The following is a 23,456-nucleotide window of genomic DNA, read 5'->3' on the forward strand; positions in this document are numbered from 1 at the left end:
CCGGGCCATGCCCGGCGAGCGAAGCGGGGTTGGGTGCCACCCCGGTCATGACCCCACATCACCGGCACGGTATCCTGCACGACGGAATCGAGTTCAGAGGTAGTCCATGGCGGGAGCCAAGCGCGGGTGTCTGTTCGTGGTAACGCTGGTGGTGGTGCTGGCCGCCGTCGTGGCCGGCGTGGGCGCATGGTTCTTCTATCAGCAGACCCGCTTCGCCGATGCCCCGATCACCCCCACCGCCGAGAGCGTGGTCATCGCCAGCGGCGATGGCATGAACAGCGTGCTGCGCAAGCTGCGCGACGCAGGCGTGGACGAGGGCCAGGACACCCAGTGGCAGCTGCTGGCGCGCCAGCTCGATGCCGCAGGCAAGCTGAAGGTGGGCGAGTACGCGCTCAGTGGCGACCTGACCCCGCGCGAGCTGCTGCTGCGCATGCGCGCCGGCAAGGTGCTGCAGCACCGCGTCACCATCGTGGAGGGTTGGAACATCCGCCAGCTGCGTGCCGCGCTCAAGCGCGCCGAACCGCTGCTGCATACCACCGACAATCTTGATGACGCCGCGCTGATGCAGCGCCTCGGCTTCGGTGGCCAGCATCCGGAAGGCCGCTTCCTGCCGGAGACCTACGTCTACCAGCGCGGCGACAGCGACCTGGACGTGCTCAAGCGTGCACATGGCGCGATGGAAAAAGCGCTGGACGAGGCCTGGGAAAGCCGTGCGCCGGACCTGCCGATCAACACGCCCTACGAACTGCTGACGATGGCCTCGATCATCGAGAAGGAAACCGCGCTGGCCAGCGAGCGCCCGCAGATTGCCGGCGTGTTCATGCGCCGCCTGAAGATCGGCATGCGCCTGCAGACCGACCCGACCGTGATCTACGGCATCGGTGCCGCGTATGACGGCAACATCCGCCGCCGCGACCTGACCACCGATACGCCCTACAACACCTATACACGTGCGGGCCTGACCCCGACCCCGATCGCCATGCCCAGCCGCGATGCACTGATGGCCGCCGCGCAGCCGGCGCCGGGCGATGCACTGTATTTCGTCGCCGTGGGCGATGGCAGTGGCGCACACGTGTTCTCGCCCAGCCTGGACCAGCACAACGCCGCAGTCGCCCGCTACCTGCAGCAGCTGCGCCAGCAACGTACCAAGGAGACCCCGGCGCAATGAGTCCCGCGCTGCTTCGCCACCCGCGTTTCGTCAGCCTGGAAGGCGGCGAGGGCGCGGGCAAGACCACCGCCATCAACGCCATCCGCGAGTGCCTGCGCAGCCACGGTCATGAAGTGGTGCTGACCCGCGAGCCGGGCGGCACGCCGCTTGCCGAGCGCATCCGCGGCCTGGTGCTGAAGCCCGATGCCGAGATCGCCGCCGAACCGCTCAGTGCCGAAGCCGAACTGCTGCTGGTGTTCGCCGCGCGCGCACAGCATGTGCGCCAGGTGATCCAGCCGGCACTGCAGCGCGGTGCTTATGTGCTGAGTGATCGCTTCACCGATTCCAGCTACGCCTACCAGGGCGGTGGCCGCGGGCTCGATCCGCAGTGGATTGCCGATCTGGAGCGCCGCGCGGTCGGCCTGTTGCCGGGCCTGACCCTGCTGCTGGATGTGGACGTGGCGGTGGGCCGCGCGCGCGCCAACGGCCGTGACCTCTGGCCGGACCGCATCGAAAGCGAGCAGGACGATTTCTTCCAGCGCGTGCGCGAAGTGTTCCGCAGCCGTGCGCAGCAGGACCCGCAGCGCTTCGCGTTGATTGATGCGGGCCAGGAGCAGGCGCGCGTGGCCGCTGATGTGGTCGCGCGTGTCGAGCGCTGGCTGCAGGACGGGGAGGGCGCATGAGCACGTTCTCGCCATGGCAGCAGCGCGCGTTCGACCAGACCGTGGCCGCGCTCGATGCCGGTCGCCTCGGCCATGGCCTGCTGATCTGCGGGCCGGCCGGGCTGGGCAAGCGTGAGGTGGCGCTGGCATTGGCCGACCACGTGCTGGCCCGCGGTGATGCCGCGCATGCCACGCGCACGCGCCAGCTGATTGCCGCTGGTACCCATCCGGACCTGCAGCTGGTCAGCTTCATTCCGAACAAGAGCGGCGACAAGCTGCGCACCGAGATCGTCATCGAGCAGGTGCGCGAGATCACCGACAAGCTGGCGCTGACCCCGCAGTACGGCGTGGCACAGGTGGTGATCGTCGACCCGGCCGATGCGATCAACCGTTCGGCCGCCAACGCGCTGCTGAAAACCCTGGAAGAGCCGCAGCCGGGCCGTTACCTGTGGCTGATCAGCAGCGACCCGGCGCGCCTGCCGCAGACCATCCGCAGCCGCTGCCAGCGCCTGGAGTTCAAGCTGCCGCCGCAGCACGAGGCGCTGGCCTGGCTGCAGCAGCAGGGCCATAGCGAGGCGTCGGCGCGCGAAGCGCTGGAGGCTGCACGCGGGCATCCCGGCCAGGCCGACAACTGGCTGCGCGAGGATGGCCTGAGCCTGCGCCGTGAAGTAGGTCGCGAGCTGGAGCAGCTGGCGGCCGGCAAGACCGGTGCAGTGGAACTGGCGCAGAAGTGGTGCGGCGATGACAACGCAGCGCTACGCCTGCGCTTTGCCGCCGACCTGGCGCTGGCCCAGGCCAGCACCGATGCCTTGACCACGCCGGAGCGATTGCACAAGCTTGCAGCCTGGTTCGATGCGGCCAACCGCACCCGCGACCTGCTGCGCACCACGGTGCGTGCAGACCTTGCGGTGGTTGAGTTGCTGCTGGCCTGGAACAAGGTGAACGAGCGGCCTGCCGCAAGGGGAAATCGATGAGTGCCAGCAACGCCCGCCAGGGCATCCTGTCCCTGGCCGTGAAGGACAAGGCCGCGCTGTACAGCGCGTACATGCCGTTCGTGAAGAACGGCGGCATCTTCGTGCCCACGCCCAAGCGCTACTTCCTGGGCGACGAAGTGTTCCTGCTGCTGACCCTGCCCGATTCCAGCGAGCGCCTGCCGGTGGCCGGCAAGGTGATCTGGGTGACCCCGGCCGGCGCACAGGGCAACCGCACCGCCGGCATCGGCGTGCAGCTTGCCGATGGCGCCGAAGGCGAGGGCGTGCGCCACAAGATCGAGACCCTGCTGGCCGGCCTGACCAGCTCGGACAAGCCGACCCATACGATGTGATTCCGGTAGCGCCGGGCCATGCCCGGCGACGACCTCGAAACACCCGTGAACACGAATGTGAAAAACTGTTGACGGCCTCTGAAAAGCCCCTATAATGAGCGGCTCAGCAACACACCGGGCGGTTAGCTCAGCGGTAGAGCATTGCCTTCACACGGCAAGGGTCACAGGTTCGATCCCTGTACCGCCCACCATGTTGCAGAACGAAAGAAGCCTCCAGAAATGGGGGCTTTTTTGTTGCCTGACCATCAGCGCGACTCTCCGGCTCCCGCAACCGCGCGAAGCGCTCGGGGACGCACTTCGCCGATGCGGGCAGAGGATTCCATCCATGTGCTGTTGCGTGGTTCCCGGCCGGCGTACTCTCGAGGCACTGCCGTGCCCCCATTCCCCGGAGTGCCACCATGCCGCTCGCCCGCATCGATCTTCGCAAAGGTAAATCCGCCGACTACCTGCAACGTGTCGGCGAAACCATCTACCAGGCCATGCGCGCGGTGGGCGTGCCGGAAAACGACCGCTTCCAGATCTTCCAGGAACACGAGCCCGGCACGCTGATCTACGACGCCAGCTACCTGGGCGTGGACCGCACCGACGATTTCATCTGCATCCAGATCACCTGGAACGAAGGGCGCACGCTGGAGCAGAAGAGGGCGCTGTATGCGGGTATCGCCGAGGGATTGCACGCGGCGGTGGGCATCCGCCGCGAGGATGTGTTCATCAACCTGGTGGAAGTGAAGAAGGAGAACTGGTCGTTTGGCAACGGGGTTGCGCAGTACGTGACTTGATGCGGGAAGCGCATCCACGCATGGCGTGGATCTACCGAGCCTGGTCGAGGCCGCCGATGTAGATTCACGCCCGCGTGGATCTACACCTCGCTGCCGACCTGCTCGCCTTCGGTGGCGGCGGCACTGCGGGCCGCCTTCACTGCGTCGGCGCTGTTGGGTTGTTCGCATTCGATGCTGGTCACGTAGCCGTCGTGGCTGATGTTGTGCTCGGCACGCTTGACCAGCCACTGCCCGTCCACGCCATCGCGGAAGCCCTGCATCACCACCGTGGCTTCGGCCATCAGCGTCTCACGGCCGGGCAACGTGTAGCTCAGCGTACGCGTCTGCCGGGCCTGTTCCTGGTGCTTGGCACGCGCTGCAGCTTCGGCGGCTTCGCGGTCGGCGTAGGCCATGCGCAGGCGCACGATCGGTTCACCGCTGCCCAGCTTCACTTCCTGGCGCGTGGCACCGCGGACATCGCGGTAATAGGCAATGGTGGTGCCGGTCTTCTCGCGCGAGACGATGCTCACCTTGTAGCCACTGCCATCGGCCGGGGTCAGGGTGACGTCGGGAATGCGCTCACCGCTGGCACTGGTGGATTCACCTCGCTTGACGAACATCAGGCGGCCGCCGCCCGGCTTGGCGATGGCGTCATGCTGCTTGGCCAGGCGCAGCAGCAGGTTCATGTCCGACTCCTGCGACTGCACCGTCAACGGCAGCGCGATCGATGCAAGCGACCCGCTCACGGCAGCCTCCATTCCGTGTTCGCCGGCCATGCGTTGCACCATGCCGCCGATGGTCGTGCCCTTCTTCCAGGTGCGCGTCTTCTGCGTCTGCAGATCGTTCTTGCCGCCCTTGCTGGCCTCGAACGGCGCCGCGCGGGCACGCAGGGTCATGCTGCCCGGGTAGCCGGAAATCTCCACCTCGTCGCAGATGTACAGGCCCATGCGCCGCACGTCACCGTCGTAGCCGATGAAGGCCTCCAGCTCCGCGCCTGCCGGCGGCAGCTGGATCGGATCGGAAGGATCATGGTCGGCCAGCTGCAGTTCCAGCATGTCCGAGTTGTTGTCGGTCTCGTCGGTGATCCGCAGCGACTTGAAGCGCGACCTGATGGTGTCGGTGATGTCCTGGTTGTTGGCCACCACGCGGAATGCCGGTGTGATGTTCAGTCCCACAGGGCCACTCCTTTGCGCTCGTTTGCCGGGCGCTGCACATCCGGCAGGGTGATCGCCATGCCCGCGGGCAGTACCGCGCCGCGTGCGGCAAGGCCCGGGTTGGCGTCGAATACCGCGCGCAGGATGGCCGGCGATTGTTCGCCATAGTGCGTGTACGCGATGCGGTCGACGACGTCGCCGTCGCGGGTGTTATACGTTCGTGCCATCACTGTGCTTCCGCAGGGAGAGGGTGAATTCGTGCCGCTGGATTCCGGCATCGGCAGTGAAACCGGAGGCGGTGGCGTCGATCTTGTCGATGACCCACAGCCCCAGGTTCCCGCCTTTGCCGGTCAGCAACCGCTGTGGCTTGCCCTGCGCGGCCAGCTTGCGCAGCTGCGAGAGCTCATTGCCGGCACCACGAAACGCATAGTGGATGACGCCAGGCAGCGTCATGCTGGCCTTGCCGGGCCCGGTGTACTGCAGCGCAGCCATCTGACCGATGCGTTCCTGCGCTGCCCAGCCATACTCGTTGCTCTGCTGGATGTCCTGGAACACGGCAGTGTTGAGGCTGAACTTGAAGCCGCCCAGCATCAGCAGCACCGGAGCGTTGCCGGAATCGTTGGCTTTGAACTGCGACAGCAGCTTGTCCACTGTGCCGGTTACGAACTCGCGCTTCATGCTCAATTCCTGTCTGCAAGGCCACCACGGGCGGCAACGGCGTTGCGACGCTGCAGTTCGTCGGCGGTGCGACGTGCTACGGATTCGCTGGATTCACCTGGTTGCTGGTGGATGGTGATGTTGTTGGTCTGTTGTTGCTGCACGGTGGTGGGTGCACGTGTGGTGGGCGAGGGCATGGCCGGTGCAGCGCGTCCCTGCGCACCGCTCAGCTCAGCCATGCGCCGGTTCAAGCCATCGTTGCTGTCGGTGCCGACGGCATATGCGACCCGTGCCATGTCACCAATGCCACCACCACCGCGTGCCTTCATGCTGCTGTAGATGTTGGCGGCGCCCACTGCGGTCTGCAGCCCGTCCTCGGCAACGCCCAGTGCCTTGTCCTTGGCCGCGCCCACGCCGCCGCCGAGCTGGTCCATGAACCAGCCAACGCCTTCAATGACCGGCTTGAGCTTCTCCAGGATGCGGTCGAACGCCGCCGTTGCCTTCTCGCTGATCGACTCCCAGATGCTGCCGAGCGTCTCGCTGATGAAACCGGCGACGGTGCCGAGCATCTCGCCCAGCCACACCACTGCGCCCACCATGCCGCCGATGACCTGGATGACCAGCCGGAAGTTGGTCAGCAGCGCCTCGCCTACCAGTGAGCCGATCTGGCCGACGCGTGACAGTTCGTTGCCGGTGTACTGCGCCGGTTCCAGCATCTTCGACAGCCAATCCCAGGCCTGCCCGATCAGCCCGCTCATGACTTCCCAGGCGGGGCGCAGCGGTTCGACCGCGCGCATCAGTTCCCCCATCGCCGCGGTGCCTGCACCGCTGAGACCTTCCCAGACGCCGCCCAGGAACGCCTTGATCGGCTCCCAGTACTTGCGCACCAGCAGGGCGCCGGCGGTGATGGCGGCGACCGCAAGAGCGATGGGGCCACCACCGATGGCACCGACGGCGGTAGCGACGATGCGGAAGCCCGACGCCAGGCGCATGGCCATCGGCCCGAAGCGTCCCATCTGCGCCAGCAGGCTGCCGCCCCGGAACAGCTCGAAGGCCTTCTGCGCAGCCAGGATCGGGCCCTGCAGGAAGGTCCAGGCGTAGCGGGCGCCGAGCACCGCGGTGCGCATGCCCAGCATGCCGACCACGATCTGCGTGGTGTTGGCGATCAGCTTCGGGTTTTCCTGCACGAACGAGGTGACCCCGTTCAGCAGTTCGGTGAGCTTGACCGCAGCCTCGCCCACCGCCGGCAGCAGCGCTGCACCGAAGGCCTTGGACAGGTTGTCCACGGCGATCTTGGCGCCCTCGATCTTCTGCGGGTCGGTCTGCATCGCATCGGCATAGGCTGCATCGATGGTGCCCGCCGATCCATTCAGCGCCTTGTCGCGGACACGCACGTAGGTGTCCCAGTTCTCGATCATCGGCTGGACGAAGTTCTTCGCCTGGGCATCGCCGAACAGTGCGCCGATCTTTTTCTGGTCGCCCGCGGTGGCCTGGATGATTCCCTGCATGGCAGCGTCGAAGGGATTGCCGCCGTCGGTCTGCGCGTCACCGATGATCTTGCGCAGATCCAGATTGAGGCTCTTCTTTGCCTTGTTCTGCAGCTCCGGCGACAGGACGGACGACATGAAGGTCTTCATGTTGCTGGCGGCCTTGTCGGCGCCGCCGGCCGAGTCCAGCGTGGCCTGCAGGGCGGCGCCGAGGGTCGCGGCCGCCGAGGTGCCCCGCAGCTTCATCGCTTCGAACGACGAGCCCAGGGCAGGCAGCACTTCAGCCATGTCCTTCAGGCCCAGGCCGCCCTGCCGGCTGTTGACGACCAGCACATCCAGCGCGTTCTGCATGCGCGACGGATCGATATCGAACGACTGCTGCAGGGCGGCTGCGGCCTGGGCCACATCGTCGATGCTGGCGCCGGTGACGGTGGTGGTCCGCCCGACCGCGCCCAGGCTGGCCTGGGCCGATTGCGCATCCATGCCGGCGTCGATCATCAGCCTGATCGAGCGCTGCAGTGCGTCGGCGCCCTGGTTGGTCGCACGCGACTGTTCCAGGATGGCCTGACCCAAGGCGCTCACCTGGGCCCGGCTGAGGTTGGCCGCCACGCCGATCTGCTGGTTCTGGCGGGCGAAGCCGGAGGCGTTCTCCACCGGCTTGGCCAGCGCGGTAACGGCCGTGCCAAGCGCACCACGTGCCTCGCCGAATGCCGAGCCGAGCTTCTCGCGCTTCTCCAGATTGGCGGTGCGCTTTGCCTCGATGCTCTCCAGTGCCTCCTGCGAGGCACGCAATGCGTCGACCTGGGCACGCATGCGAGCGTATTCCTTGCTCGTCGTGTTCAGACGGGCAAGCCTGCGGTCCAGCAGTGTCATCTCGGTGCCGATGCGCTTGATGCCATCATTGGCGAAGGACAATGCGTCCTTCAGCGATTTGGACACCGAGCCGCCGATCGTGATCGTTGTCGTTTGAACGTTATTGGCCATGTACCGGCAACCCCTGAATCCACCAGATGAACTTCGACACCCGCAGCGTCATGATCTCGCGCAGGCCCCAGCCGGTATGTCCGGCCAGGGCAAGCACTCCCTGCCTGATCTGCGGCAGGGTCAGGTGGTAAAAAGCGCCACGCCTGCCTGCAGCCGGGCGTAGTCGCGCAGCGGCATCTTGCGCACGTCGTCCGGCGAGATCTCGCACAGGTTGGCGATCATCCGCACCTCACGCTGGGCGTCGCTGCCCTTGTCGTCCTGGTAGCGCTCCATGTCTTCCACGGTCGGTTCACGCATGCGCAGCACGGCGGTCTCCATGCCGTTGACCTGGCGCGGGCGGGTGAGGGTGATCTCGGCAAAGCCATCGCGCTCGATGACGGTGTCGGTGGGGGTCTTGATCTTGCTGGACATGAAGGCGTTCCTGGAATGCGATGCGGTGCGATGGATGCGGGGGCGCGAGGCGCCCCCGGGTTCTTCGGTGCGGCGTGGGCTCAGATGCCCAGCGCGCCGCGGATGCCGGCCAGGACGTCGACGCCACCCTGGCGGGCGATCATGTTGACCACGTCGATCTCCTGCACGACCTGGGCGCCATGGGTCAGCTTGTAGTAGCTCAGCGCCAGGCTGACCTTGATCGTGCCTTTCTCGCCGACCTTGGTTTCACCACGGTCCAGCAGCTTCACCTTGCCGCGCATGTTGTGCACGACCTGGGTCACTTCGCCGTCGTCGCCTTCCAGCGCTTCGCGGGCGGTGAAGCCATACTCCTTGCTCTCGATGACGTGGAACTTGGTCATGATCTCCGCGTCGTCCGAGGCGAACTCGACCTCGGCGGTGAGCTTTTCATGGCCGAGCACGATCTCGGTCGGGGCCAGCATGCCACCGGCCTGGAAGTCCTCGGTCTTCAGCGACAGCTTGGGGGCGGTGAAGGACATCACGCTGCCGGCATAACCCTTGCCGTCGACGTAGAAGTTGAAGTTTTTGCGGATCTTGCGCGCCATGCTTAGAAGATCTCCGAGACGTAGTTGTTGTTCATGTGCATGCGGAAGGTCAGCTGCTCACCCGGGTAGGTCGGGGTGAAGTCGAAGTCCCAGTAGAAGCGGCCCTGGGCCACGCTGTCCGCTGCGTTCAGTTCAGGGTCGATCCAGCAGTTGCCACCGAGGATCGCGCCCTGGGTCTTCAGCCCGCGCAGGAAGGCATTGACACCCTCGCGCACGTCATCGACGTAGGTCTTGCTGATGCCGCGGTCGACGGCCCACAGGTGGGCGGCTTCCAGGCTGTCGGCGATGATGTCGGCGGTGCGCACCACGCACAGGAACTGCCACTTCGGATCGATGCTGGTGGTGCGGTTGCCCCACAGGCGGAAGCCCCCTTCGCGGATGACCGTGGCCACGTTGGCCTGGTTCAGCAGGTTGGCGCGGCTGGTGGCATCGGACAGGCCGAAGTCGATCGCACGCGCGGTACCGACCACGCCGTTGAGTTCCAGGTTCGACGGCGACGCCCACCAGCCGCGCTCGTTGTCGCTGCGGGCGATGGCACCGGCCACGGCACCGGAGGCATAGCGGGTGACGATGGCATCACCGGACTGCACCAGCAGCGCCGGGTCGACCACGTAGACGCGCTTGGAGCCGGTCAGTGCAGCGGTGGACTTGGCAGCGTCGTCGTTGCTGTTCGGGCCATCCTTGATGATCACTGCGCGCAGCTTGTCGGCAATGCCGAGCAGTTCCGCGACGACCGGGTTGGCCAGCACGGCCTCCGGCTTGGCCGGGTCGGCCGGGTGCACATGGGTGAAGCCGGGTGCGACCAGGATGCGCGGCTTGACGCCGACGATGGACTTGGCGGCCAGCAGTGCATGCGCGCCTTCGTAGGCGCCGGTCTGGGCGTTCACGCCGCCCAGCACGTTGGCCAGGGTTGCGCTTTCATTGGCGCCCTTCTCGACGCGGATGACGACGACCACGGCACTGGACTGGTCGAAGATCGCGTCGAGCGCACCGGGCAGGGTGCCGGCATCGGTGCCGGTGGTGGCCGACAGCTTGGCGGCCTGCGACGGCGAGGTCACCAGGACGGGCGTGTTGATGGGAAACGCGTCGGTGTCGGCCAGCGGCGCGGTGCCGACGATGCCGATCACGCTGCTGGAGGCGATGGCAATCGATCGGGCACCGGTATCGATGTTGACGACCTGTACGCCATGGAGAAATTCGGTCATTCGGGGTTCTTCCTCGGTGTGGGTGTGTGCCGGCTTGTGCAGGCGACGGGGTAATGTTCGGAGAATGTGGTTGTCGGGTTAATTGCAGCGGTGGCCTGGTATGTACCTAGTACCAACCCGCTACTGCGACGGTGGCGAACACCGTGGAAACCTGGACGGAGCCACCGGACCGACGGAGATGGACTGCTATCTCAACGGTGGCTCTTTCGTTGCTTAATGAGGCCGCGGGGACACTGATAGAAACGGTTGCCGAGCGCGATTCCGCAAGGGAGGAGAACGACGGCGCGTTGGTGCTGAATGACGCAGGACGCGCGTCGCTGGCGGTGAATTGAACCTCGTAGTCGCGTGGATTGGCTCCTGATGGAGTCCACCGACCCGCTGCGGCTCGATCGATTGCATCGTTGCCGCCGCCATAGCTATTGCAGTAAACGGTGAAGTTTCCGTCAGACAGGAGGCTGATCTGGACCTCGGCCGTAACCGATCCCGATGAGTTCGATTTGGCTCCATTCCCTGAACTGTAGTCCTGTCCATGGAACGGCAATCGGTAGCTGGCGCTGCCGCGGGCCGCCCACAGGTTGGACACGTCCATGCCGTTGATGCGATGGCCTACGTCGGCACGTTTGCTGCCGTACTGGATGTGCGCGTAGCGGCGGCTCAGGTCGGTGCCGCCGATACGGCGGCCCGAATCCTGTGCCAGTGGACCTTCGACGTACGGATCGAACAGGTCGTCAAAGTCGACACCGGAAGAGCGATATCCGCTGGGCATGTCAGCGCTCCGCTTTCAGTGCGCGCACTTCGGCGGCCAGTTCCTGGATGGCCTTGGCCATGACCGGCAGCAGCTGGTCGAGCTTGACCGATGCCACGCGCTCGCCCTGGAACTCGACACCTTCCAGGTCGACCGCTTCCGGTACCAGTTCGGCCAGCTGCTCGGCGACGAAGAACAGGCGGCGACGACCGTCGTCGTTGTATTCGGGCTTGTAGTGGCCGGCGGCCAGTTCCATCTTTTCTACAACAGCCAAGCCGTAGGGAAGTTCGCCATCGATGTTCTTCAGCTTGCGCGAAGAGCCGAAGTCGTAACCACCCGTCGTGGTGAGCGCGCCGTTACCACCAAGGATCATTGCGGCGCCCATGCTGTTCGGGTAGGTGCTGATGCCCCACTGCATGGTGCCGGCGGCCATCCACCATCCACCCTGGATGGAGTTGTCCAGCATGCCGAATCCGCCGCCGAATGAACCCTCCGAAGTGAATCCAAAACCTGTAATGCCCGTGGCGGGGTTAGTGAACTCCGGCGTAGTGGTCACTTGTCCAGAGTTGGACATGCGGATACCACGTCGCAACGAGGGGTTGTAGAAGTGGAAGCCATTGCTGATCGCATGCATTTCCGCGAAGCTGCTGCTGTCACCGGTGACGGCTTCAATCGTTGTGCGTGGATAGCCGTTGAGAGTCTGCGAGTGGAATCGGATGCCTGGCTGGGAGTCGCCTGCGGCGCGGAACATCGACGGCCCGCTGGCGAAAATCCCGGAGTTGAAGTTGTGCCGCGTGCCGTAGTAGTTCATCGGCACATATGCATCGACAGCTGGGTTGGTACCCATGATGCACGGGAAGCCGTCCCCGGAGACGGTGATGCGAACTTTGTTGCTGGCTGCCGGACCAGCGGTGATGTGCGAGAGATTCTTCAACTCGCCGGTCATCGTGTCGCCGGCTTTGTTTACCTTGCTTGCTGGATCGAAATTGCCACTGGTCCAGACAGTGCCACCCGCGTTGAGCATGGCGGTGTATCCGCCTGCCGCATTGGCGAAAGTGAAATTCGACCCGTTCTTGAAGATGTAGGAGTTGGTATCGCCGAGTACGAGCACGCCGTCGTTGGCAACGCCGTTCCAACCATAGGAGCGAAGCGAGTTTCCATTTACGCCGACGTGTCCGGTGAACGTTCCGCCACTCTTGTCCATCTTCGTGTCGGGCGCGAAGTTCCCGGCATGCCATATCGCCGAGCCGTTCCAGCGCGGCGTGTCGCCATGTTTGATGGTGATCTCACTACTGGCACTGCGGTCCGCGCTCCATACGCGCCACAGGCTGGAATTACCCCAGCCGCCAATGAAGGACTGCTCGGCGCCGGCGGCACCGAAGCCCATCAAGGGATACGTGCCGCTGATGAACTGCTGGTCGGTGAACGTGTTGCCGCCCCTGGATGCCTTGCCATCCAGTGCCGACTGCAGCCCGGTCACATCAGCAATCACATGCTTGTGGCCCACGGTGGCGAAGTCACCGGCCAGGGCGAACTCGGAGGCGTGCTTGCCGTCCAGGGTGTCGGCGTCCAGGCCATTGCCATGCCCGGTGTCCTTCAGCGCAGCACTCTTCAGTTCCAGCGCAGTGCGCGCCGCGGTGGTGTTCGCCGCGGACAGCAGCGTCTTCGCCAGCGCGCTCGGGGCGCTGGCGCCGAAGCGCTTGTCGGTGTAGGCGCGCACGCCACGCGGGGTGACCGCGCGCTGGGTGTCGGTCGCATCTTCGGCTTCGGTGCTGGTGGCCAGCTCGACCACACCGACCACCTCGGTGGTGGCCGGTGGATAGAGGAAGCCGGCGTCGCCGAACTGGATCTGCGTCGTGTCGATCCCGCTGAAGCGGGTATCGGTGGCCAGCAGCAGCATCGATGCGGCCGACTTCTCCATGATCGGATCGGCCTGGCCGTAGCTGGCAAACAGGGTGCCGTCGGCCAGGTACAGGCCGAACCCGCGCAGCGTGTAGGACGTGGCGCTGTCGTCGCGGATGGTGACGTGCACGGTGTCATCGCCCACGGCCTGGCCGCCGAAGGTGGCCACGCGCTTGAACTCGCCGGGCAGCGCGGTGAGCCCCGCCGACGGTACGAAGGCGGTCGAGGTCAGGCCGATCTGGGTGATCAGGACGGCGTTGGTGCCGGTGTTCGGCGGATTGACCAGCTTGGCGAAGCCGGCATCGGTGATTTTCAAGCGCATGCGGGGGTTACTCTCCGATCAGTTGAAGGCGGCGGAAGGCCGTGGCGTGGGCGGCTGCAAGTGCGCCGACGGCGGCGTCGGCCTGCATGCCCTGGGTAAAGGTGAAATGCGAGCGCACCGGCTTGGTCCGGGTGATTTCGCCGATGACGTCCTCGACGAACATCGCCGTGGCGGACTGGCCATCCTGGTTGGCGATGGTCATCACCGCTTCGAAGGTGTGCGGCGCGCCCTTGGGCTGCAGCTGCCACCACTCGCGGATCAGCACCGAGCCGCCGAAGGCGGCCACCACGTCGCGTACGCTGCCGGCGGTGCCCTTGCGTCGCTGGATGGCGATGGCCGTACGCACCCGGGCGCGCTTCACGGCGTCGGGCCAGTAGGCCTTCCATTCGTCCACCGACAGCGCCCAGGCCAGCCAGGGCAGCAGTGCGGTCGGACAGCGGTCGGCATCCCACAGCGCGGTGATGTCCACAGGCAACGGACGTGCAACGATGGCGCGGGCAAGCGCGCGCTCGGCGTGGGTGGCGTTGGCGGGAAGCAGGTTCGCCGCCGAGGGCACCACCACCTGGGCGTCACCATCGATGACCTCGCCGGGCGCCGGTGCAGCGGCCAGGGTGACCCTGCTGCCCTCGATGACGCTGCCCTGCAGCGGCTGCCGCCCCTGCGCATCGGTGCGGAATACCGACTGCAGGCTCGCCAGCGCGCCGCCAGGGTGGCGGAAGGTGCGGTTGCGGCCATCGATCGCGCCGCGCAGGCGCGCGTTGATCAGGCGCGTGCTCGGCTCATTCATCGGTGCCGCCGTGGGTCAGGGTCACGCCGGTGCAGTGCGTGGCCTGGGTTCGGTCCACCACCACATCTGCAGCCGGATGGACGATCTCCACGCGCTGCACGCCCTCGGCATGCAATGCGGCGAACAACCCCGAACGGGTGACATCGCGGCCGAGACGATGTGACTCGCTGATGTAGCGGTCCAGGCGGGTGCGCGCTTCGGCAAGCACGACCTGCGAGTCCGGGCCGGCAAAGGTGAACAGCGTGGCGTCGACCGTGTAGTTGACGATCATGGCCGGCTTCACCAGCACGTGGTCGGTCAGCGGTCGCACGTCATCCGCGCTCAGCTTCGCCTCGACGATGTCGAGCAGGCCCTGGGTGGCGGTTCCATCCGCTTCGCGCGACAGCACCGAGACCACCACTTCGCCGGGGGCGGAACTGGTCGCACTGGCGTCGAGCACGCGCGGGTCCGCGCTCAGCGCATGGAACACATAGGCACCTTCCGGCCCTGCCACGCTGAATCCTTCCGGGCCCAGCTGGATGCGGCGGCGGAAGTCCTCATCGCTTTCATATCGAGGAGGAATGCCCTCCTGCGGTTTGCCCGGGTCGAGCACCTGGCGGACGACGCCGAAGATCGCGGCGAGGTGGTCCAGGTCGCTGCCACCGGCATAGGCCAGCATCACGCCACGCGCGGCGTCGTTGACGCGCTGGCGATCGAGCAGGCGCAGGTAGGTGCAGACCTCCAGGATCTTGAAGGCCGGGTCCGACGGCAGCAACGCGTCGAAGGTGGGATCCAGGGCCTGCAGTGCGGTCAGCGATTCATCGAACATGGCTTCGAAATCGAGCACTTCGATGACCGCCGGTGCAGGCAGCTGGGACAGATTGACACTGGTGAACGAGCCGGATGCCACGGTTAGCGAACCTCGATTCCTTCGATGGTGATGGCCTCGCCGTCCGGCAGGTGGATCCCGGTCACTGCCAGGATCATCACGCCGGGGGCGGGGAGGGAGACGTCGACGTTCTCGACGTGGAGACGCGGTTCCCATCGCGCCAGCGCGTCGACGGTGGCGGCGATCAGGTCCATGCGCAGCGAGCGGTTGGTCGGCGCATCGATCAGTTCAAACACGCGTGAACCGTATTCGCGGCGCAGTACGCGGGAGCCAAGGGGCGTGGTGAGAATGTCACGCACGGACTGGTGGAGATGGGCGAGCCCATCCAGTGATTTGCCGGTGTTGGCGTCGATTCCTCGCATGGCCTCTATCGTCGTGGAGTGCGGGTTTTCAGGGCATTGCAGGCGTGGCCGCTCAGGGCTGCGCGGGCGTGGTGGGTGCGGTCGGACCCTGTGCGGTGTGCTTGTGTGCCTTCAGGCCGATGGCGCCAGCCTTGACCTCGCCGGGTGTGGTGATGTCCTTGCCGGCGCTGATCGCGCCGGTCACCTGCAGATCGCCGGTGGCCTTCAGCGACGGCGTGTCGAGCAGCACCGATTCGCTGGCGATCACCTGTGCATTCGCGCAGGTGACGATGACCTTGCCGCTGCCGACATGGACGTTGAGCGTGGTGGTTTCCTGGTCGTACTCGACGGTGCTGCCGTCGGCGAACTCGCTGCGTTGCCGCAGGCGCGAGTCGGCCGGCGGCGGAAAGCGGTCCTGGTATAGGCTGCCGAGTACAAGCGCCTGGCCGGGGTCGCCATAGGGGCACGCCAGCACGACCTGCTCGCCTGGTTCGGGCGCGCACCAGCTGCGCATGCCCGGCCCCGCGCGGCGCTCCAGCCAGGGAATCCAGTCGGTAAGCATGCCGTCGGCATCGACGCGAACGCGCCCGTTCGCTTCGTCCAGCTCGCGTACCACACCGATCATCAGCAGGTTGCCGATCAACCGCGCGTGTTCGGCGCTCATCGTGCGCGCTCCGGCAACGGCTGGTAGCGGGGCTCATGGGCGCGGCCGATCTCCGGCGCGAAGCTGTAGGACGCCTGCGGCACCACGCCACCGGCGTCGTCCCACGGGTTGTCGCCCAGTGCGACCGGCAGCGACCACTCGACGATCCAGGTGCGCAGGCCCGGCTGTGCTGCCGTTGGGTCTTCGGGCAATGCCGCGATCACATCGATCGCACCGCTGGCAACGCCGGGAAAGCGGCCGAGCTGGTGCAGCCAGGTCGCGAGAGCGAGGGCCGCGTTGCGCAGCTGCAGCGCTGCGGTTGCATCGGTTGCCGGCAGCGCAATGCGTGCTTCAAAGCGCAGTGTGGCCTGCAGAAGGCCACTGCCATCATTGTTGTCCCTGCTGCGGTCACAGCGGGTCATCGCCAGCAGGCAGGCCGGCAGGGGCATCCCCTCAGCGCTGGCGTCGCGATGGAACTCGATGCTTGCAAACCCCGGAAAGCGTGCACGGATTGCGGCTTCGATCGCGGCAATCAGCGGATCGAGCATAGGAGGAAAGGGATCGTTCGCCATGTCAGCTCATGCAGGGAAGGGAAGAAGGGCGTGGCCTGTGCGGCGCGCGCGGTCTGCAGCCAGTGTTGCCATCACCGCAGTGGGGTGGCATTGCAGGCGTGGCCGTATCCGGCAGGCTCAGTGCGCGGGTGCGACGCTGCTGCTGCAGTCGGAAGGTGCTGCCGGCGCGGCGCCATTGATGGTGATGCCGCGCTGGTTGCCGAGGCTGCACAGCAGCGCACTCAGCTGGTCGGCCAGCGCGTGGTACTGCTGTGCGACGGCAACGTGATTGCGCAGCAGCGCGTCATCGCTGGCCGCGTGCAGGTCCGACAGGCGGGGTGGGGGAAGCAGCTGGGCAGGTGCGATGCTGAGATCAGCGCGGCAGGGCGTGGCCGGCGTTGGCCTCGCGCCAGATGCGCACGAACTCAGCGTCAGCGTCGCCGCGATCACGACCAGGAGTCTTGGCATGGGTCTCGATGTCCCGTTGCAGGGTGTTGAACTGTTCGGTGCGCCGGGCCTGCTGGGCCAGGCGCTGTGATTCGGCCTGCGCGCCTGCGGCGCTGTTGGCGAGGGCCTGCTGGTGCGCGCGCTGGGCTGCATCGGTGTGGGCCGCCTGCTGCGCTGCCCGGGTGGTGGCAGCGGCAAGGTCCGCGCTGCGGTCGCGCAAGGTCCATCCCAGCCAGGCGCAGCTCGCGTGGCTGCCGGCAAGGACCAGCAGTCCGATGCCCAGCCTCATTGCCCCGGGCGTCACTGCAGGGCTCCGCCGGCGGCACGGTAGGCCGCGCGTAGCGTTTCCAGAGCGTGCTCCTTCTGCCCGTAGCCAGCGCCTGGCAGCGACGCCCAGATGCGCCGTGCCGCGGTGACGGCGGCATCGAAGCGTCCCAGCCGGATCAACTCGTAGGCACCGCATTGTTTCAACAGGGCGACCGCCGCACGGTCCTGCGAGACCGGGCCGAAGTCGGGCAGGCCCAGGCGTGCGCGCAGGTCGTCCCAGGTACTGCGCAGGAACTGGTAGCGGCCGGCGGCGCTGGATTTGATGCCATAGCGTGGCAGCGACACCAGCACGCGGGGATGGTCGCGGTAGTCGGTGAACAGCTGGCCGCCGACGATGACGTCGTAGCCGTGGTCACGTGAGCGCTGGCCCGGAATGTCGGTGCCTTCGGACACGGCCAGCATGTCCAGGAACGCAGCGACGTTGGTGCCACCGAGGGCGCTGGCGGCGGCGACGGTCATGCGGCCGCTCCTGGCTGCTTGCGAACCAGGGCCAGCAGGGCGTCTATCTGTACGCTCTGCTGGGCGATCTGTGCACGCAGGGCGCTGACCTCACCGCGCAGCTGCCCGATCTCCTGGGCCATTGCCTCGCGTTCGTGCATCAGTCCGTCGGCGCGTGTACGTTCGGCGGCGAGTTGTTCCTGCAGGGTGCGCAGGGTGTTGCTGGTGGCTTCATCGGCGGTGCGGTCGACCTTGGCCGACGACAGCCACTGGCGCAGCCACAACGACACAGCGATCAGCACGCCCGAGGTACCGCCCAGGTACTTGGCCCAATCCGGCACGCCCGCCAGCAGGTCGCTCTCGTTCATGCGCGTGCGTACCCCTTGAGCAGGGCCGGATGGACCGCCGGTGGCAGCGCGGTACGCGCACCGCGCAGGGCGCGCTTGATGGTGGTCTGTGAGACGCCGAACTCACGCGCGACATGGTCGCGCGGCATGCCGCTGGCGACCGCGCGGGCGATCTGCTCACGGCGTTCGTGCGCGCCGGCAGCGAAGCAGGACGCCAGGAACAACAGTTCGCCGCCGAAGTGCGCGACCAGCCGCCGGGCGGCGTCGTGGCCAAGGATGTCGATCAGCCGATGCTGGTCGGGCAGGGTGGAGGGGACGTAGACGATGACGCGGTGACGGCCGGTGGTGCTGGAGGTGGTCGGCGGCCACGCACGCACCAGCGTGAGGGCTGCGGATTCGCCGATGACCTCGGCCAGGGTCTGGATACTGTCGGGCAGGGCGTTCATGGAGGATGTCTTCAGTGGCATTGATCTCCACTGTTGCCATCCCGTCTGTCCAGTCAACACCTTTCATCTACTTTTATATCGGTGTGCTGAAGACGTTCAGTCGTGCGCGAGGACGGGTGAGGAGCACGCCCCGCCTGCTTGCAGTGCGCCGTATCCGCTTGCACTGGCCGCTGATGTTTTCCTGTACATCCGTACTCGTTGTCCTCACCTGGCAGGAACGGAGGCAGATCAAGGGGATGGGGCAGGTACAGGGTGAGGACGGCCCCCCGCCGCATGGCCTCATGCGCCATGTACTGGCCGGAAAAAAAAAGCCCCGGACGATGCCGGGGCTTCAGGACTGCAGGAGGCGCTGGATCAAAGATCGAAAGGACTGCAGGAGGCGCTGGATCAAAGATCGAATACCAGGTTGCCGCCGGTCTTGCGGGGGATGTACCCGGCGTCGCGCAGCCAGCGTGCCGCGTTGACCTGGTCCATGCGCTTGACCGGGAAGCGGTTGGCGAACATCAGGAAGCGCGCCACGGTGATCGACTCGCCCTTGCCCTTCAGGGCGGCGAGGGTTTCGACGAACCATGGCGCGGGCGGCTGCTGGTTGCCCGGGCGGGCCACGGTGCGCGCCTGCCGGCTGCTGCCAGCATCGGCCTGGGCAGTGGCCAGCGTGCACAGCGAGATGAAGATCGCATCCAGGCTCACGTTGTCCTTGCTGCCCTTGGGCTGGGACTTGAACAACTCGATGGCCTTCAGGCGCGTCGACGTGAACTGTTCGACCTCCATGGCGTTTCCTCTTTGCGAAATGGGTTGGGGATGCAGGGTGACGACAGGTGTCGTCGGTGATGGGGGATGACCTTACATCATTTTCGCCGATGATGGGTCGTGGCCTGCGGTGGGTTCAGCGGACGGGGCCGCACAGCCGACCCCGATTCCGGCTCAGATCAGGCCGCGCGACAGCAGCTGGTCCAGTGATCTGCGGACCAGATCGGCCGGGCTGCCGTCATTGTCGACTTCGATGTCGACCAGTTCATGCGGCAGCGGTTGCTCGCTGGCATGAAGGTCATTGCTGCAATGGCCCGGGCGGTTGACGCGGATCACGACACCACCGCGGCGGCGGATCGCACGTGCCTCATTGGCGAAGCGGACGTCGGGTACCAGCCCGCCCTCGGGCAGGCGTGCGAACAGCGAGCGTACCCACAGTTCGGGATGGACGCGGTCACGCCCCCATTCGGTACCGGCGGTCTGCATCAGGTGGCGCGGGGTGAGTTCGGCCAGCCAATCGATGGCGTCCTCCTTACGGCGGTCCAGTTCATGCAGGGAGAGCCCGAGGAGGGAGGCGACGAACTGGCGCAGTGGGGCCGCGAAGCTGTCGCGTGGCAGCGCCAACGCCGATGCCAGCCCATTGGCGAGTGTGTCCTTGCCCGAGCGCTTGCTGCCGGCGATGCCGATGTAGAGCGGTACGCGCGCGCGCGGCGCCGGCCGCAGGGCGATGCTGCCCAGTGCAGGGCCGGCACAGAACGCGGCCAGTGTGTCGGCAATCATGCGATGACCGCTGTCGGGGGAGGCGGGAATCATGCGGAATCTACTCCTGGAGAAATGCGGCAGGTGCCGGAGGATCAGGAATCGCGACCGGCGAGGCTGCGGGCGCGGAGGATGCGCTGGGTGATGCGACCACCCCGGGCCGCCGCAGCGATCGGGTCAAAGCACAGCATGGCGGTGCGGGTACGCCGGCCGGCTGCAAGGTGGTCGCGGATGGTCCGTTCGGACAGCACCGGTACCCGCTGGTGGATCTGCTGCACGGTCAGCTGCTCACCTTCGAAGGCATGCAATTGGGGATGAGGCATGGCGGAAGCGCTCCTGGAAGGTGGCGGGCCGATACAGCCATCTTGCCTCTGTAGATGACCTAAGTCAACACCTTTCATCTACTTTCGTCGTGACGTGGCCGGCCGGGCGGGCTGGCGGTCCACAGTCGCAATGCCGCCGCTGCCAGGCGCTCACGCTCAACCGCGCCGCGCGCGGCCAGGACACCCTCGAGATACTGCTGGCGATGCCGGCGCGGACTGACCGCCGTCCAGCGCCCGTCGTTGCCCATGCGCCGGTAGCCGTCCAGCCGCAGCAGGCGACGTGCTTCGCAGTGCAGGCGCCAGTCGACGCTGCTGCTGTCAACGTCGCGACCATCATGGGTGCGTGGCATCTAGAACGGGCCTGCCGCATGCTCGGCGAGACTGCGTCTGCGCAGTGGCATCAGCCAGACCTTGGCACGTTCCTTGCCAACCACGCGGGTGCGTACGCCATGGCGCTTGACCACGTAGGCGGCGGCCTCGTTCACCTCGCGACGGTTGGGCTTGTCGATGCCCACCGCGATGACGATCTCGGTGGCGCGGTAATGCGCGCTCCAGTGTTCGGCAGGGAGCGACCAGTCGAAATGGCGATCGATCAGTTCGGCGATCGGCGAGATGGGTTCGTGTTCGCTGTTGGTTGCATTCAGCGCATCGAGTTCCTCGGCACTCAAGTGCCAGGTCTCGCCGCTGCAGTACAACGCATGGGCCTCTGCCCAGACCTGCTGCATGTCGATCCGCGCCGGTTCGCCCAATGCTACGGCGTGCACGGTCCACCAGCGGGTGTTGCCGGTGGCATCGCGCAGGAAGCGTTCGTCGTTGACACTGGCAAACAGGATGGTGCGCCGTGCATAGCGGGATTCCGTGCGCGCGTAGGGGCGGCGGATCTCGTCATGGCTGCGCGAGATGAATGATTTCAGCGCCGCGATATCGGTACGGCGGAAGGTGGCATCGACTTCGCCCAGTTCGACGATCCACTTGGAGATGACCTGCTTGACGCTGTCCTTGTTGGCCGGATCGAGCACCACCCCGTCAGCGATCAGTTGCAGCTCCGCCGGCGCCAGTTGCCGTGCCCAGCGCGTCTTGCCCAGGTTCTGTTTCGAGACGAACGTCAGTACGCCGCGCGCGACCACGCCATCGGGCTCAAAGGCGGCCGCCACGCCGGAGATCAGCCAGCGCCTCATCAGGACCTCCTTCAGCACGCGGCCGTCGGCCATGCGCGTGGGCTGGGCTTCCTGCACGGTGTCGAAGAACGCCTGCAGGCGGGACTGGCCATCCCACGGCCGTGAGGTGATCCAGCTTGCGACCGGGTTGTAGGGATTGGCTTCGGCCACCTGGCACAGGTTGGTCTCGAAGCTGGCGGTGGCCATGCCGGCGCGGTGCATGCAATCCATCACTTCGCCAGCCGCGACTTCCTTGGCGTTGTCCACGGTCGTGTGCAGCCCAGGGACCAGAATCTCAAGATCCTTGCGGATGACGTTGTAGCGCACGGTCACACCTGTACGACGGCACAGCTCGGCCAGGTTGCGGGCCGTTGGCAACGGCCGCCCGCGCGCGCTGGTGTCGGGAAACGGGGTGAAGGCATCGAATGCGGACAGGTTGCCAGGCACCTGGTAACGCGCGCTGGCCGATGACGGCGCATCGTCCGGCGCCACGTCGTCGCCTGCTGCGGGCGGTGCGGGAGGCAACAGCTGGGTACGCACGGCGTCCAGCCCTTCACGCAGGTGCAGGTCGTTGAAGTCGGTAGGACGGTCATCGTCGCCATGCAGCGCGGCGAACTCGGGCCAGGCCACGCGGGCATCGATGTCCGCGGCAGCCTGCGCGGCCAGGGTGACGCCCGGGTTGTCCAGCGGCTGCCGCGTCCATTGATCGTTGTCGGCACACAGCACGAACGATGCGTCGGGCATGGCGCCGCGCCAGGCCCGCGCGACCGCGCCAAGGTTGCCTGCATCCCAGGCCACCACCACGCACCAGCCCGTGGCCTGGTGGATGGATGCGGCGGTGGCATAGCCCTCTGCAATGGCGATCGGTTGGCCAGGGGCCGGCTTGCCGATGACATGGAAGCAGCCCTGCTTGCGGCCACCGGAAAGGAAGTCCTTGTCGCGGCCAAGTGCTGGATCCACGCGGGGAAAGATCGCCTGCAACGAGACGATACGGCCCGCGCTGTTCATCACCGGCACCAGCAGGACATTGTCGATATGGCGGAAGACCAGGCCATCGCTGTTGCGCACCGGCCACGGCGCCACGCGCAGGCCATGTGCGTGGATGCCCTTGCGTACCAGATAGGGGTGCTGGACGTCGGCGGGAATGGCACGGTTCCACAGCACGTTGGCGGCCTTGGCGGCGGCGTCCTCGCGCTCGCGCTGATGCCGTTCGCGCTCGCTGCGGGCCGCTTCCTGGCGTTGCCGGATGGCGCGCTGCTCGGCGGCGCTCAACGCGGTCGGCGATTTCGCGCACCAGGCATGGCGGGTGCCGGTCCGCCAGCTGCCGAACTCGCCGGCCGGCACATGGTCTCCAAACAACACGGCCCACCCGTTGCGCGTGCCACGACGGTCGCCTTCCACATGGAAGCGCACCAGGGTGCCATCGGCGTTGAGCGCGTCGCGGCCGCGCGCGTCCGGCACGATGCCGTGCGCGTGCATGGCCTGCAGGAACGCCGGAACGATGTCCTGCGTGGGATGCGGTGTGTGCATTCGACGGGGCCCCTGGGAACGTGGATCGGTCCACGGCGGCCGATGGCGGCCAACGTGCTGTGCAGTGTCTGGCGTGCGCAGGTCACGCAATGGCCGACCGACGCAGTGTGGTCAGGATGTGATGGGAGGTGGTTGCACGGTCATGGTGTCGGAATGGGTCTCCATTTGCAACACCTTCCAGCACCTTGCATCCCTGATCGCGATCGGGCCGTCAAGCACTCGTTGGATCTGCGATGGCGTTCGCAGATCGATGTGATCACACCGATGCGTCGCAGTTGGCGAGAACCGGTTTTCGGATGATGCGATCGCCGTCAGCGACGGCCCTTCGTTTCTCTCCACCGCGCCTTCGGGCGCCCGTGCACAAGGAGCCTGCATGTTTGAAATCCACTGCAACCACGAA

Annotated in this window: 29 protein-coding genes and 1 tRNA gene; 6 read left to right on the forward strand and 24 right to left on the reverse strand. The window is 66.4% G+C overall.

Translation table 11 applies throughout. The annotated features are described in order from the left end of the window. Positions 1 to 106: 106 nt before the first annotated feature. From mltG to QP552_RS04660, 6 genes are all read left to right on the forward strand, one after another. Positions 107 to 1,168: an endolytic transglycosylase MltG gene (gene mltG, locus QP552_RS04635; RefSeq protein WP_106549826.1), complete on the forward strand. Its 1,062-nt coding sequence runs from the start codon at positions 107 to 109 to the stop codon at positions 1,166 to 1,168. Continuing rightward, positions 1,165 to 1,830 carry a dTMP kinase gene (gene tmk / locus QP552_RS04640; RefSeq protein WP_106549827.1) on the forward strand — a complete coding sequence of 222 codons (666 nt, stop codon included), beginning with the start codon at positions 1,165 to 1,167 and terminating at the stop codon, positions 1,828 to 1,830. Before mltG ends, tmk begins: the two co-directional genes overlap by 4 nt. Further along, complete coding sequence (locus QP552_RS04645) at positions 1,827 to 2,783, forward strand: DNA polymerase III subunit delta' (RefSeq protein ID WP_043033674.1); 957 nt, start codon at positions 1,827 to 1,829, stop codon at positions 2,781 to 2,783. Before tmk ends, QP552_RS04645 begins: the two co-directional genes overlap by 4 nt. After that, positions 2,780 to 3,133: a PilZ domain-containing protein gene (locus QP552_RS04650; protein WP_004146965.1), complete on the forward strand. Its 354-nt coding sequence runs from the start codon at positions 2,780 to 2,782 to the stop codon at positions 3,131 to 3,133. The genes QP552_RS04645 and QP552_RS04650 overlap by 4 nt, the downstream gene beginning before the upstream one ends. 116 nt (positions 3,134 to 3,249) lie before the next feature. Continuing rightward, positions 3,250 to 3,324: transfer RNA gene (locus QP552_RS04655), tRNA-Val, on the forward strand. 207 nt (positions 3,325 to 3,531) lie between these two features. Next, a complete protein-coding gene (locus QP552_RS04660; RefSeq protein ID WP_286075132.1) occupies positions 3,532 to 3,912 on the forward strand; it encodes a tautomerase family protein in 381 nt (126 codons plus the stop codon). 80 nt (positions 3,913 to 3,992) lie between these two features. Here QP552_RS04660 and QP552_RS04665 read toward each other — a convergent pair whose 3' ends face one another. The 24 genes from QP552_RS04665 to QP552_RS04780 all read right to left on the reverse strand — a co-directional run bounded on the left by QP552_RS04665 (position 3,993) and on the right by QP552_RS04780 (position 23,056). After that, entirely contained in the window at positions 3,993 to 5,066 is a 1,074-nt protein-coding gene (locus QP552_RS04665; protein WP_262101856.1) for a contractile injection system protein, VgrG/Pvc8 family, read from the reverse strand. Further along, entirely contained in the window at positions 5,057 to 5,272 is a 216-nt protein-coding gene (locus QP552_RS04670) for a tail protein X (RefSeq protein WP_049430174.1), read from the reverse strand. Before QP552_RS04670 ends, QP552_RS04665 begins: the two co-directional genes overlap by 10 nt. Next, positions 5,256 to 5,723, reverse strand: coding sequence for a phage tail protein (locus QP552_RS04675; protein WP_049430173.1), 468 nt, complete (start codon positions 5,721 to 5,723; stop codon positions 5,256 to 5,258). The genes QP552_RS04670 and QP552_RS04675 overlap by 17 nt, the downstream gene beginning before the upstream one ends. A 2-nt stretch (positions 5,724 to 5,725) precedes the next feature. Further along, a complete protein-coding gene (locus QP552_RS04680) occupies positions 5,726 to 8,128 on the reverse strand; it encodes a phage tail tape measure protein (RefSeq protein ID WP_286075137.1) in 2,403 nt (800 codons plus the stop codon). Positions 8,129 to 8,293: 165 nt separating this feature from the next. Further along, entirely contained in the window at positions 8,294 to 8,584 is a 291-nt protein-coding gene (locus QP552_RS04685; RefSeq protein ID WP_111111531.1) for a phage tail assembly protein, read from the reverse strand. A gap of 80 nt (positions 8,585 to 8,664) precedes the next feature. Further along, positions 8,665 to 9,168, reverse strand: a complete 504-nt coding sequence (locus tag QP552_RS04690) for a phage major tail tube protein (RefSeq protein ID WP_099553864.1) — start codon at positions 9,166 to 9,168, stop codon at positions 8,665 to 8,667. A gap of 2 nt (positions 9,169 to 9,170) precedes the next feature. Continuing rightward, a complete protein-coding gene (locus QP552_RS04695) occupies positions 9,171 to 10,373 on the reverse strand; it encodes a phage tail sheath C-terminal domain-containing protein (protein WP_111111532.1) in 1,203 nt (400 codons plus the stop codon). Positions 10,374 to 10,479: 106 nt separating this feature from the next. Beyond that, positions 10,480 to 11,139 (reverse strand): hypothetical protein, encoded by a 660-nt coding sequence (locus QP552_RS04700; protein WP_286075138.1) that lies wholly within the window; start codon positions 11,137 to 11,139, stop codon positions 10,480 to 10,482. A gap of 1 nt (position 11,140) precedes the next feature. Further along, positions 11,141 to 13,342, reverse strand: coding sequence for a tail fiber domain-containing protein (locus QP552_RS04705; RefSeq protein ID WP_286075139.1), 2,202 nt, complete (start codon positions 13,340 to 13,342; stop codon positions 11,141 to 11,143). A 7-nt stretch (positions 13,343 to 13,349) separates the two neighbouring features. Further along, positions 13,350 to 13,898 (reverse strand): phage tail protein I, encoded by a 549-nt coding sequence (locus QP552_RS04710; protein WP_286075904.1) that lies wholly within the window; start codon positions 13,896 to 13,898, stop codon positions 13,350 to 13,352. A gap of 223 nt (positions 13,899 to 14,121) precedes the next feature. After that, positions 14,122 to 15,018: a baseplate J/gp47 family protein gene (locus tag QP552_RS04715; RefSeq protein ID WP_286075140.1), complete on the reverse strand. Its 897-nt coding sequence runs from the start codon at positions 15,016 to 15,018 to the stop codon at positions 14,122 to 14,124. A 2-nt stretch (positions 15,019 to 15,020) separates the two neighbouring features. After that, complete coding sequence (locus tag QP552_RS04720) at positions 15,021 to 15,359, reverse strand: GPW/gp25 family protein (RefSeq protein ID WP_005408332.1); 339 nt, start codon at positions 15,357 to 15,359, stop codon at positions 15,021 to 15,023. 52 nt (positions 15,360 to 15,411) lie between these two features. Continuing rightward, positions 15,412 to 16,002, reverse strand: a complete 591-nt coding sequence (locus tag QP552_RS04725) for a phage baseplate assembly protein V (RefSeq protein WP_286075142.1) — start codon at positions 16,000 to 16,002, stop codon at positions 15,412 to 15,414. After that, positions 15,999 to 16,529, reverse strand: coding sequence for a hypothetical protein (locus QP552_RS04730; RefSeq protein WP_258179513.1), 531 nt, complete (start codon positions 16,527 to 16,529; stop codon positions 15,999 to 16,001). The genes QP552_RS04725 and QP552_RS04730 overlap by 4 nt, the downstream gene beginning before the upstream one ends. 141 nt (positions 16,530 to 16,670) lie before the next feature. Then, positions 16,671 to 17,000 (reverse strand): hypothetical protein, encoded by a 330-nt coding sequence (locus tag QP552_RS04735; protein ID WP_286075143.1) that lies wholly within the window; start codon positions 16,998 to 17,000, stop codon positions 16,671 to 16,673. After that, positions 16,906 to 17,199 (reverse strand): hypothetical protein, encoded by a 294-nt coding sequence (locus QP552_RS04740; protein WP_258179514.1) that lies wholly within the window; start codon positions 17,197 to 17,199, stop codon positions 16,906 to 16,908. The genes QP552_RS04735 and QP552_RS04740 overlap by 95 nt, the downstream gene beginning before the upstream one ends. Before the next feature lie 80 nt (positions 17,200 to 17,279). Next, a complete protein-coding gene (locus QP552_RS04745) occupies positions 17,280 to 17,765 on the reverse strand; it encodes a glycoside hydrolase family 104 protein (protein ID WP_099553884.1) in 486 nt (161 codons plus the stop codon). After that, positions 17,762 to 18,112 (reverse strand): hypothetical protein, encoded by a 351-nt coding sequence (locus tag QP552_RS04750; RefSeq protein WP_043033662.1) that lies wholly within the window; start codon positions 18,110 to 18,112, stop codon positions 17,762 to 17,764. Before QP552_RS04750 ends, QP552_RS04745 begins: the two co-directional genes overlap by 4 nt. Then, on the reverse strand, positions 18,109 to 18,537 hold the full coding sequence (locus tag QP552_RS04755; protein WP_229302267.1) for a helix-turn-helix domain-containing protein: 429 nt from the start codon (positions 18,535 to 18,537) through the stop codon (positions 18,109 to 18,111). Before QP552_RS04755 ends, QP552_RS04750 begins: the two co-directional genes overlap by 4 nt. A 387-nt stretch (positions 18,538 to 18,924) precedes the next feature. Then, positions 18,925 to 19,308, reverse strand: a complete 384-nt coding sequence (locus tag QP552_RS04760) for a hypothetical protein (RefSeq protein ID WP_088431403.1) — start codon at positions 19,306 to 19,308, stop codon at positions 18,925 to 18,927. Between the two features lie 153 nt (positions 19,309 to 19,461). Beyond that, positions 19,462 to 20,100 carry a hypothetical protein gene (locus QP552_RS04765; RefSeq protein WP_286075144.1) on the reverse strand — a complete coding sequence of 213 codons (639 nt, stop codon included), beginning with the start codon at positions 20,098 to 20,100 and terminating at the stop codon, positions 19,462 to 19,464. Between the two features lie 41 nt (positions 20,101 to 20,141). Continuing rightward, positions 20,142 to 20,369, reverse strand: a complete 228-nt coding sequence (locus QP552_RS04770) for a hypothetical protein (protein WP_286075146.1) — start codon at positions 20,367 to 20,369, stop codon at positions 20,142 to 20,144. A 74-nt stretch (positions 20,370 to 20,443) separates the two neighbouring features. Next, a complete protein-coding gene (locus QP552_RS04775; protein ID WP_286075147.1) occupies positions 20,444 to 20,719 on the reverse strand; it encodes a hypothetical protein in 276 nt (91 codons plus the stop codon). Next, complete coding sequence (locus QP552_RS04780; RefSeq protein ID WP_286075148.1) at positions 20,720 to 23,056, reverse strand: VapE domain-containing protein; 2,337 nt, start codon at positions 23,054 to 23,056, stop codon at positions 20,720 to 20,722. Between the last annotated feature and the right edge of the window lie 400 nt (positions 23,057 to 23,456).

This window comes from Stenotrophomonas sp. 59 (assembly GCF_030291095.1).
GTDB lineage: Bacteria > Pseudomonadota > Gammaproteobacteria > Xanthomonadales > Xanthomonadaceae > Stenotrophomonas > Stenotrophomonas maltophilia_Q.

What these genes read in the sequence shown, in the direction of transcription:
- mltG (WP_106549826.1), top strand. Translation starts at nt 107, where the DNA reads ATGGCGGGAGCCAAGCGCGGGTGTCTGTTCGTGGTAACGCTGGTGGTG.
- tmk (WP_106549827.1), top strand. Translation starts at nt 1,165, where the DNA reads ATGAGTCCCGCGCTGCTTCGCCACCCGCGTTTCGTCAGCCTGGAAGGC.
- QP552_RS04645 (WP_043033674.1), top strand. Translation starts at nt 1,827, where the DNA reads ATGAGCACGTTCTCGCCATGGCAGCAGCGCGCGTTCGACCAGACCGTG.
- QP552_RS04650 (WP_004146965.1), top strand. Translation starts at nt 2,780, where the DNA reads ATGAGTGCCAGCAACGCCCGCCAGGGCATCCTGTCCCTGGCCGTGAAG.
- QP552_RS04660 (WP_286075132.1), top strand. Translation starts at nt 3,532, where the DNA reads ATGCCGCTCGCCCGCATCGATCTTCGCAAAGGTAAATCCGCCGACTAC.
- QP552_RS04670 (WP_049430174.1), bottom strand. Translation starts at nt 5,272, where the DNA reads ATGGCACGAACGTATAACACCCGCGACGGCGACGTCGTCGACCGCATC.
- QP552_RS04675 (WP_049430173.1), bottom strand. Translation starts at nt 5,723, where the DNA reads ATGAAGCGCGAGTTCGTAACCGGCACAGTGGACAAGCTGCTGTCGCAG.
- QP552_RS04685 (WP_111111531.1), bottom strand. Translation starts at nt 8,584, where the DNA reads ATGTCCAGCAAGATCAAGACCCCCACCGACACCGTCATCGAGCGCGAT.
- QP552_RS04690 (WP_099553864.1), bottom strand. Translation starts at nt 9,168, where the DNA reads ATGGCGCGCAAGATCCGCAAAAACTTCAACTTCTACGTCGACGGCAAG.
- QP552_RS04695 (WP_111111532.1), bottom strand. Translation starts at nt 10,373, where the DNA reads ATGACCGAATTTCTCCATGGCGTACAGGTCGTCAACATCGATACCGGT.
- QP552_RS04700 (WP_286075138.1), bottom strand. Translation starts at nt 11,139, where the DNA reads ATGCCCAGCGGATATCGCTCTTCCGGTGTCGACTTTGACGACCTGTTC.
- QP552_RS04705 (WP_286075139.1), bottom strand. Translation starts at nt 13,342, where the DNA reads ATGCGCTTGAAAATCACCGATGCCGGCTTCGCCAAGCTGGTCAATCCG.
- QP552_RS04720 (WP_005408332.1), bottom strand. Translation starts at nt 15,359, where the DNA reads ATGCGAGGAATCGACGCCAACACCGGCAAATCACTGGATGGGCTCGCC.
- QP552_RS04725 (WP_286075142.1), bottom strand. Translation starts at nt 16,002, where the DNA reads ATGAGCGCCGAACACGCGCGGTTGATCGGCAACCTGCTGATGATCGGT.
- QP552_RS04730 (WP_258179513.1), bottom strand. Translation starts at nt 16,529, where the DNA reads ATGCTCGATCCGCTGATTGCCGCGATCGAAGCCGCAATCCGTGCACGC.
- QP552_RS04735 (WP_286075143.1), bottom strand. Translation starts at nt 17,000, where the DNA reads ATGCCAAGACTCCTGGTCGTGATCGCGGCGACGCTGACGCTGAGTTCG.
- QP552_RS04745 (WP_099553884.1), bottom strand. Translation starts at nt 17,765, where the DNA reads ATGACCGTCGCCGCCGCCAGCGCCCTCGGTGGCACCAACGTCGCTGCG.
- QP552_RS04750 (WP_043033662.1), bottom strand. Translation starts at nt 18,112, where the DNA reads ATGAACGAGAGCGACCTGCTGGCGGGCGTGCCGGATTGGGCCAAGTAC.
- QP552_RS04755 (WP_229302267.1), bottom strand. Translation starts at nt 18,537, where the DNA reads ATGAACGCCCTGCCCGACAGTATCCAGACCCTGGCCGAGGTCATCGGC.
- QP552_RS04760 (WP_088431403.1), bottom strand. Translation starts at nt 19,308, where the DNA reads ATGGAGGTCGAACAGTTCACGTCGACGCGCCTGAAGGCCATCGAGTTG.
- QP552_RS04765 (WP_286075144.1), bottom strand. Translation starts at nt 20,100, where the DNA reads ATGATTCCCGCCTCCCCCGACAGCGGTCATCGCATGATTGCCGACACA.
- QP552_RS04770 (WP_286075146.1), bottom strand. Translation starts at nt 20,369, where the DNA reads ATGCCTCATCCCCAATTGCATGCCTTCGAAGGTGAGCAGCTGACCGTG.
- QP552_RS04775 (WP_286075147.1), bottom strand. Translation starts at nt 20,719, where the DNA reads ATGCCACGCACCCATGATGGTCGCGACGTTGACAGCAGCAGCGTCGAC.
- QP552_RS04780 (WP_286075148.1), bottom strand. Translation starts at nt 23,056, where the DNA reads ATGCACACACCGCATCCCACGCAGGACATCGTTCCGGCGTTCCTGCAG.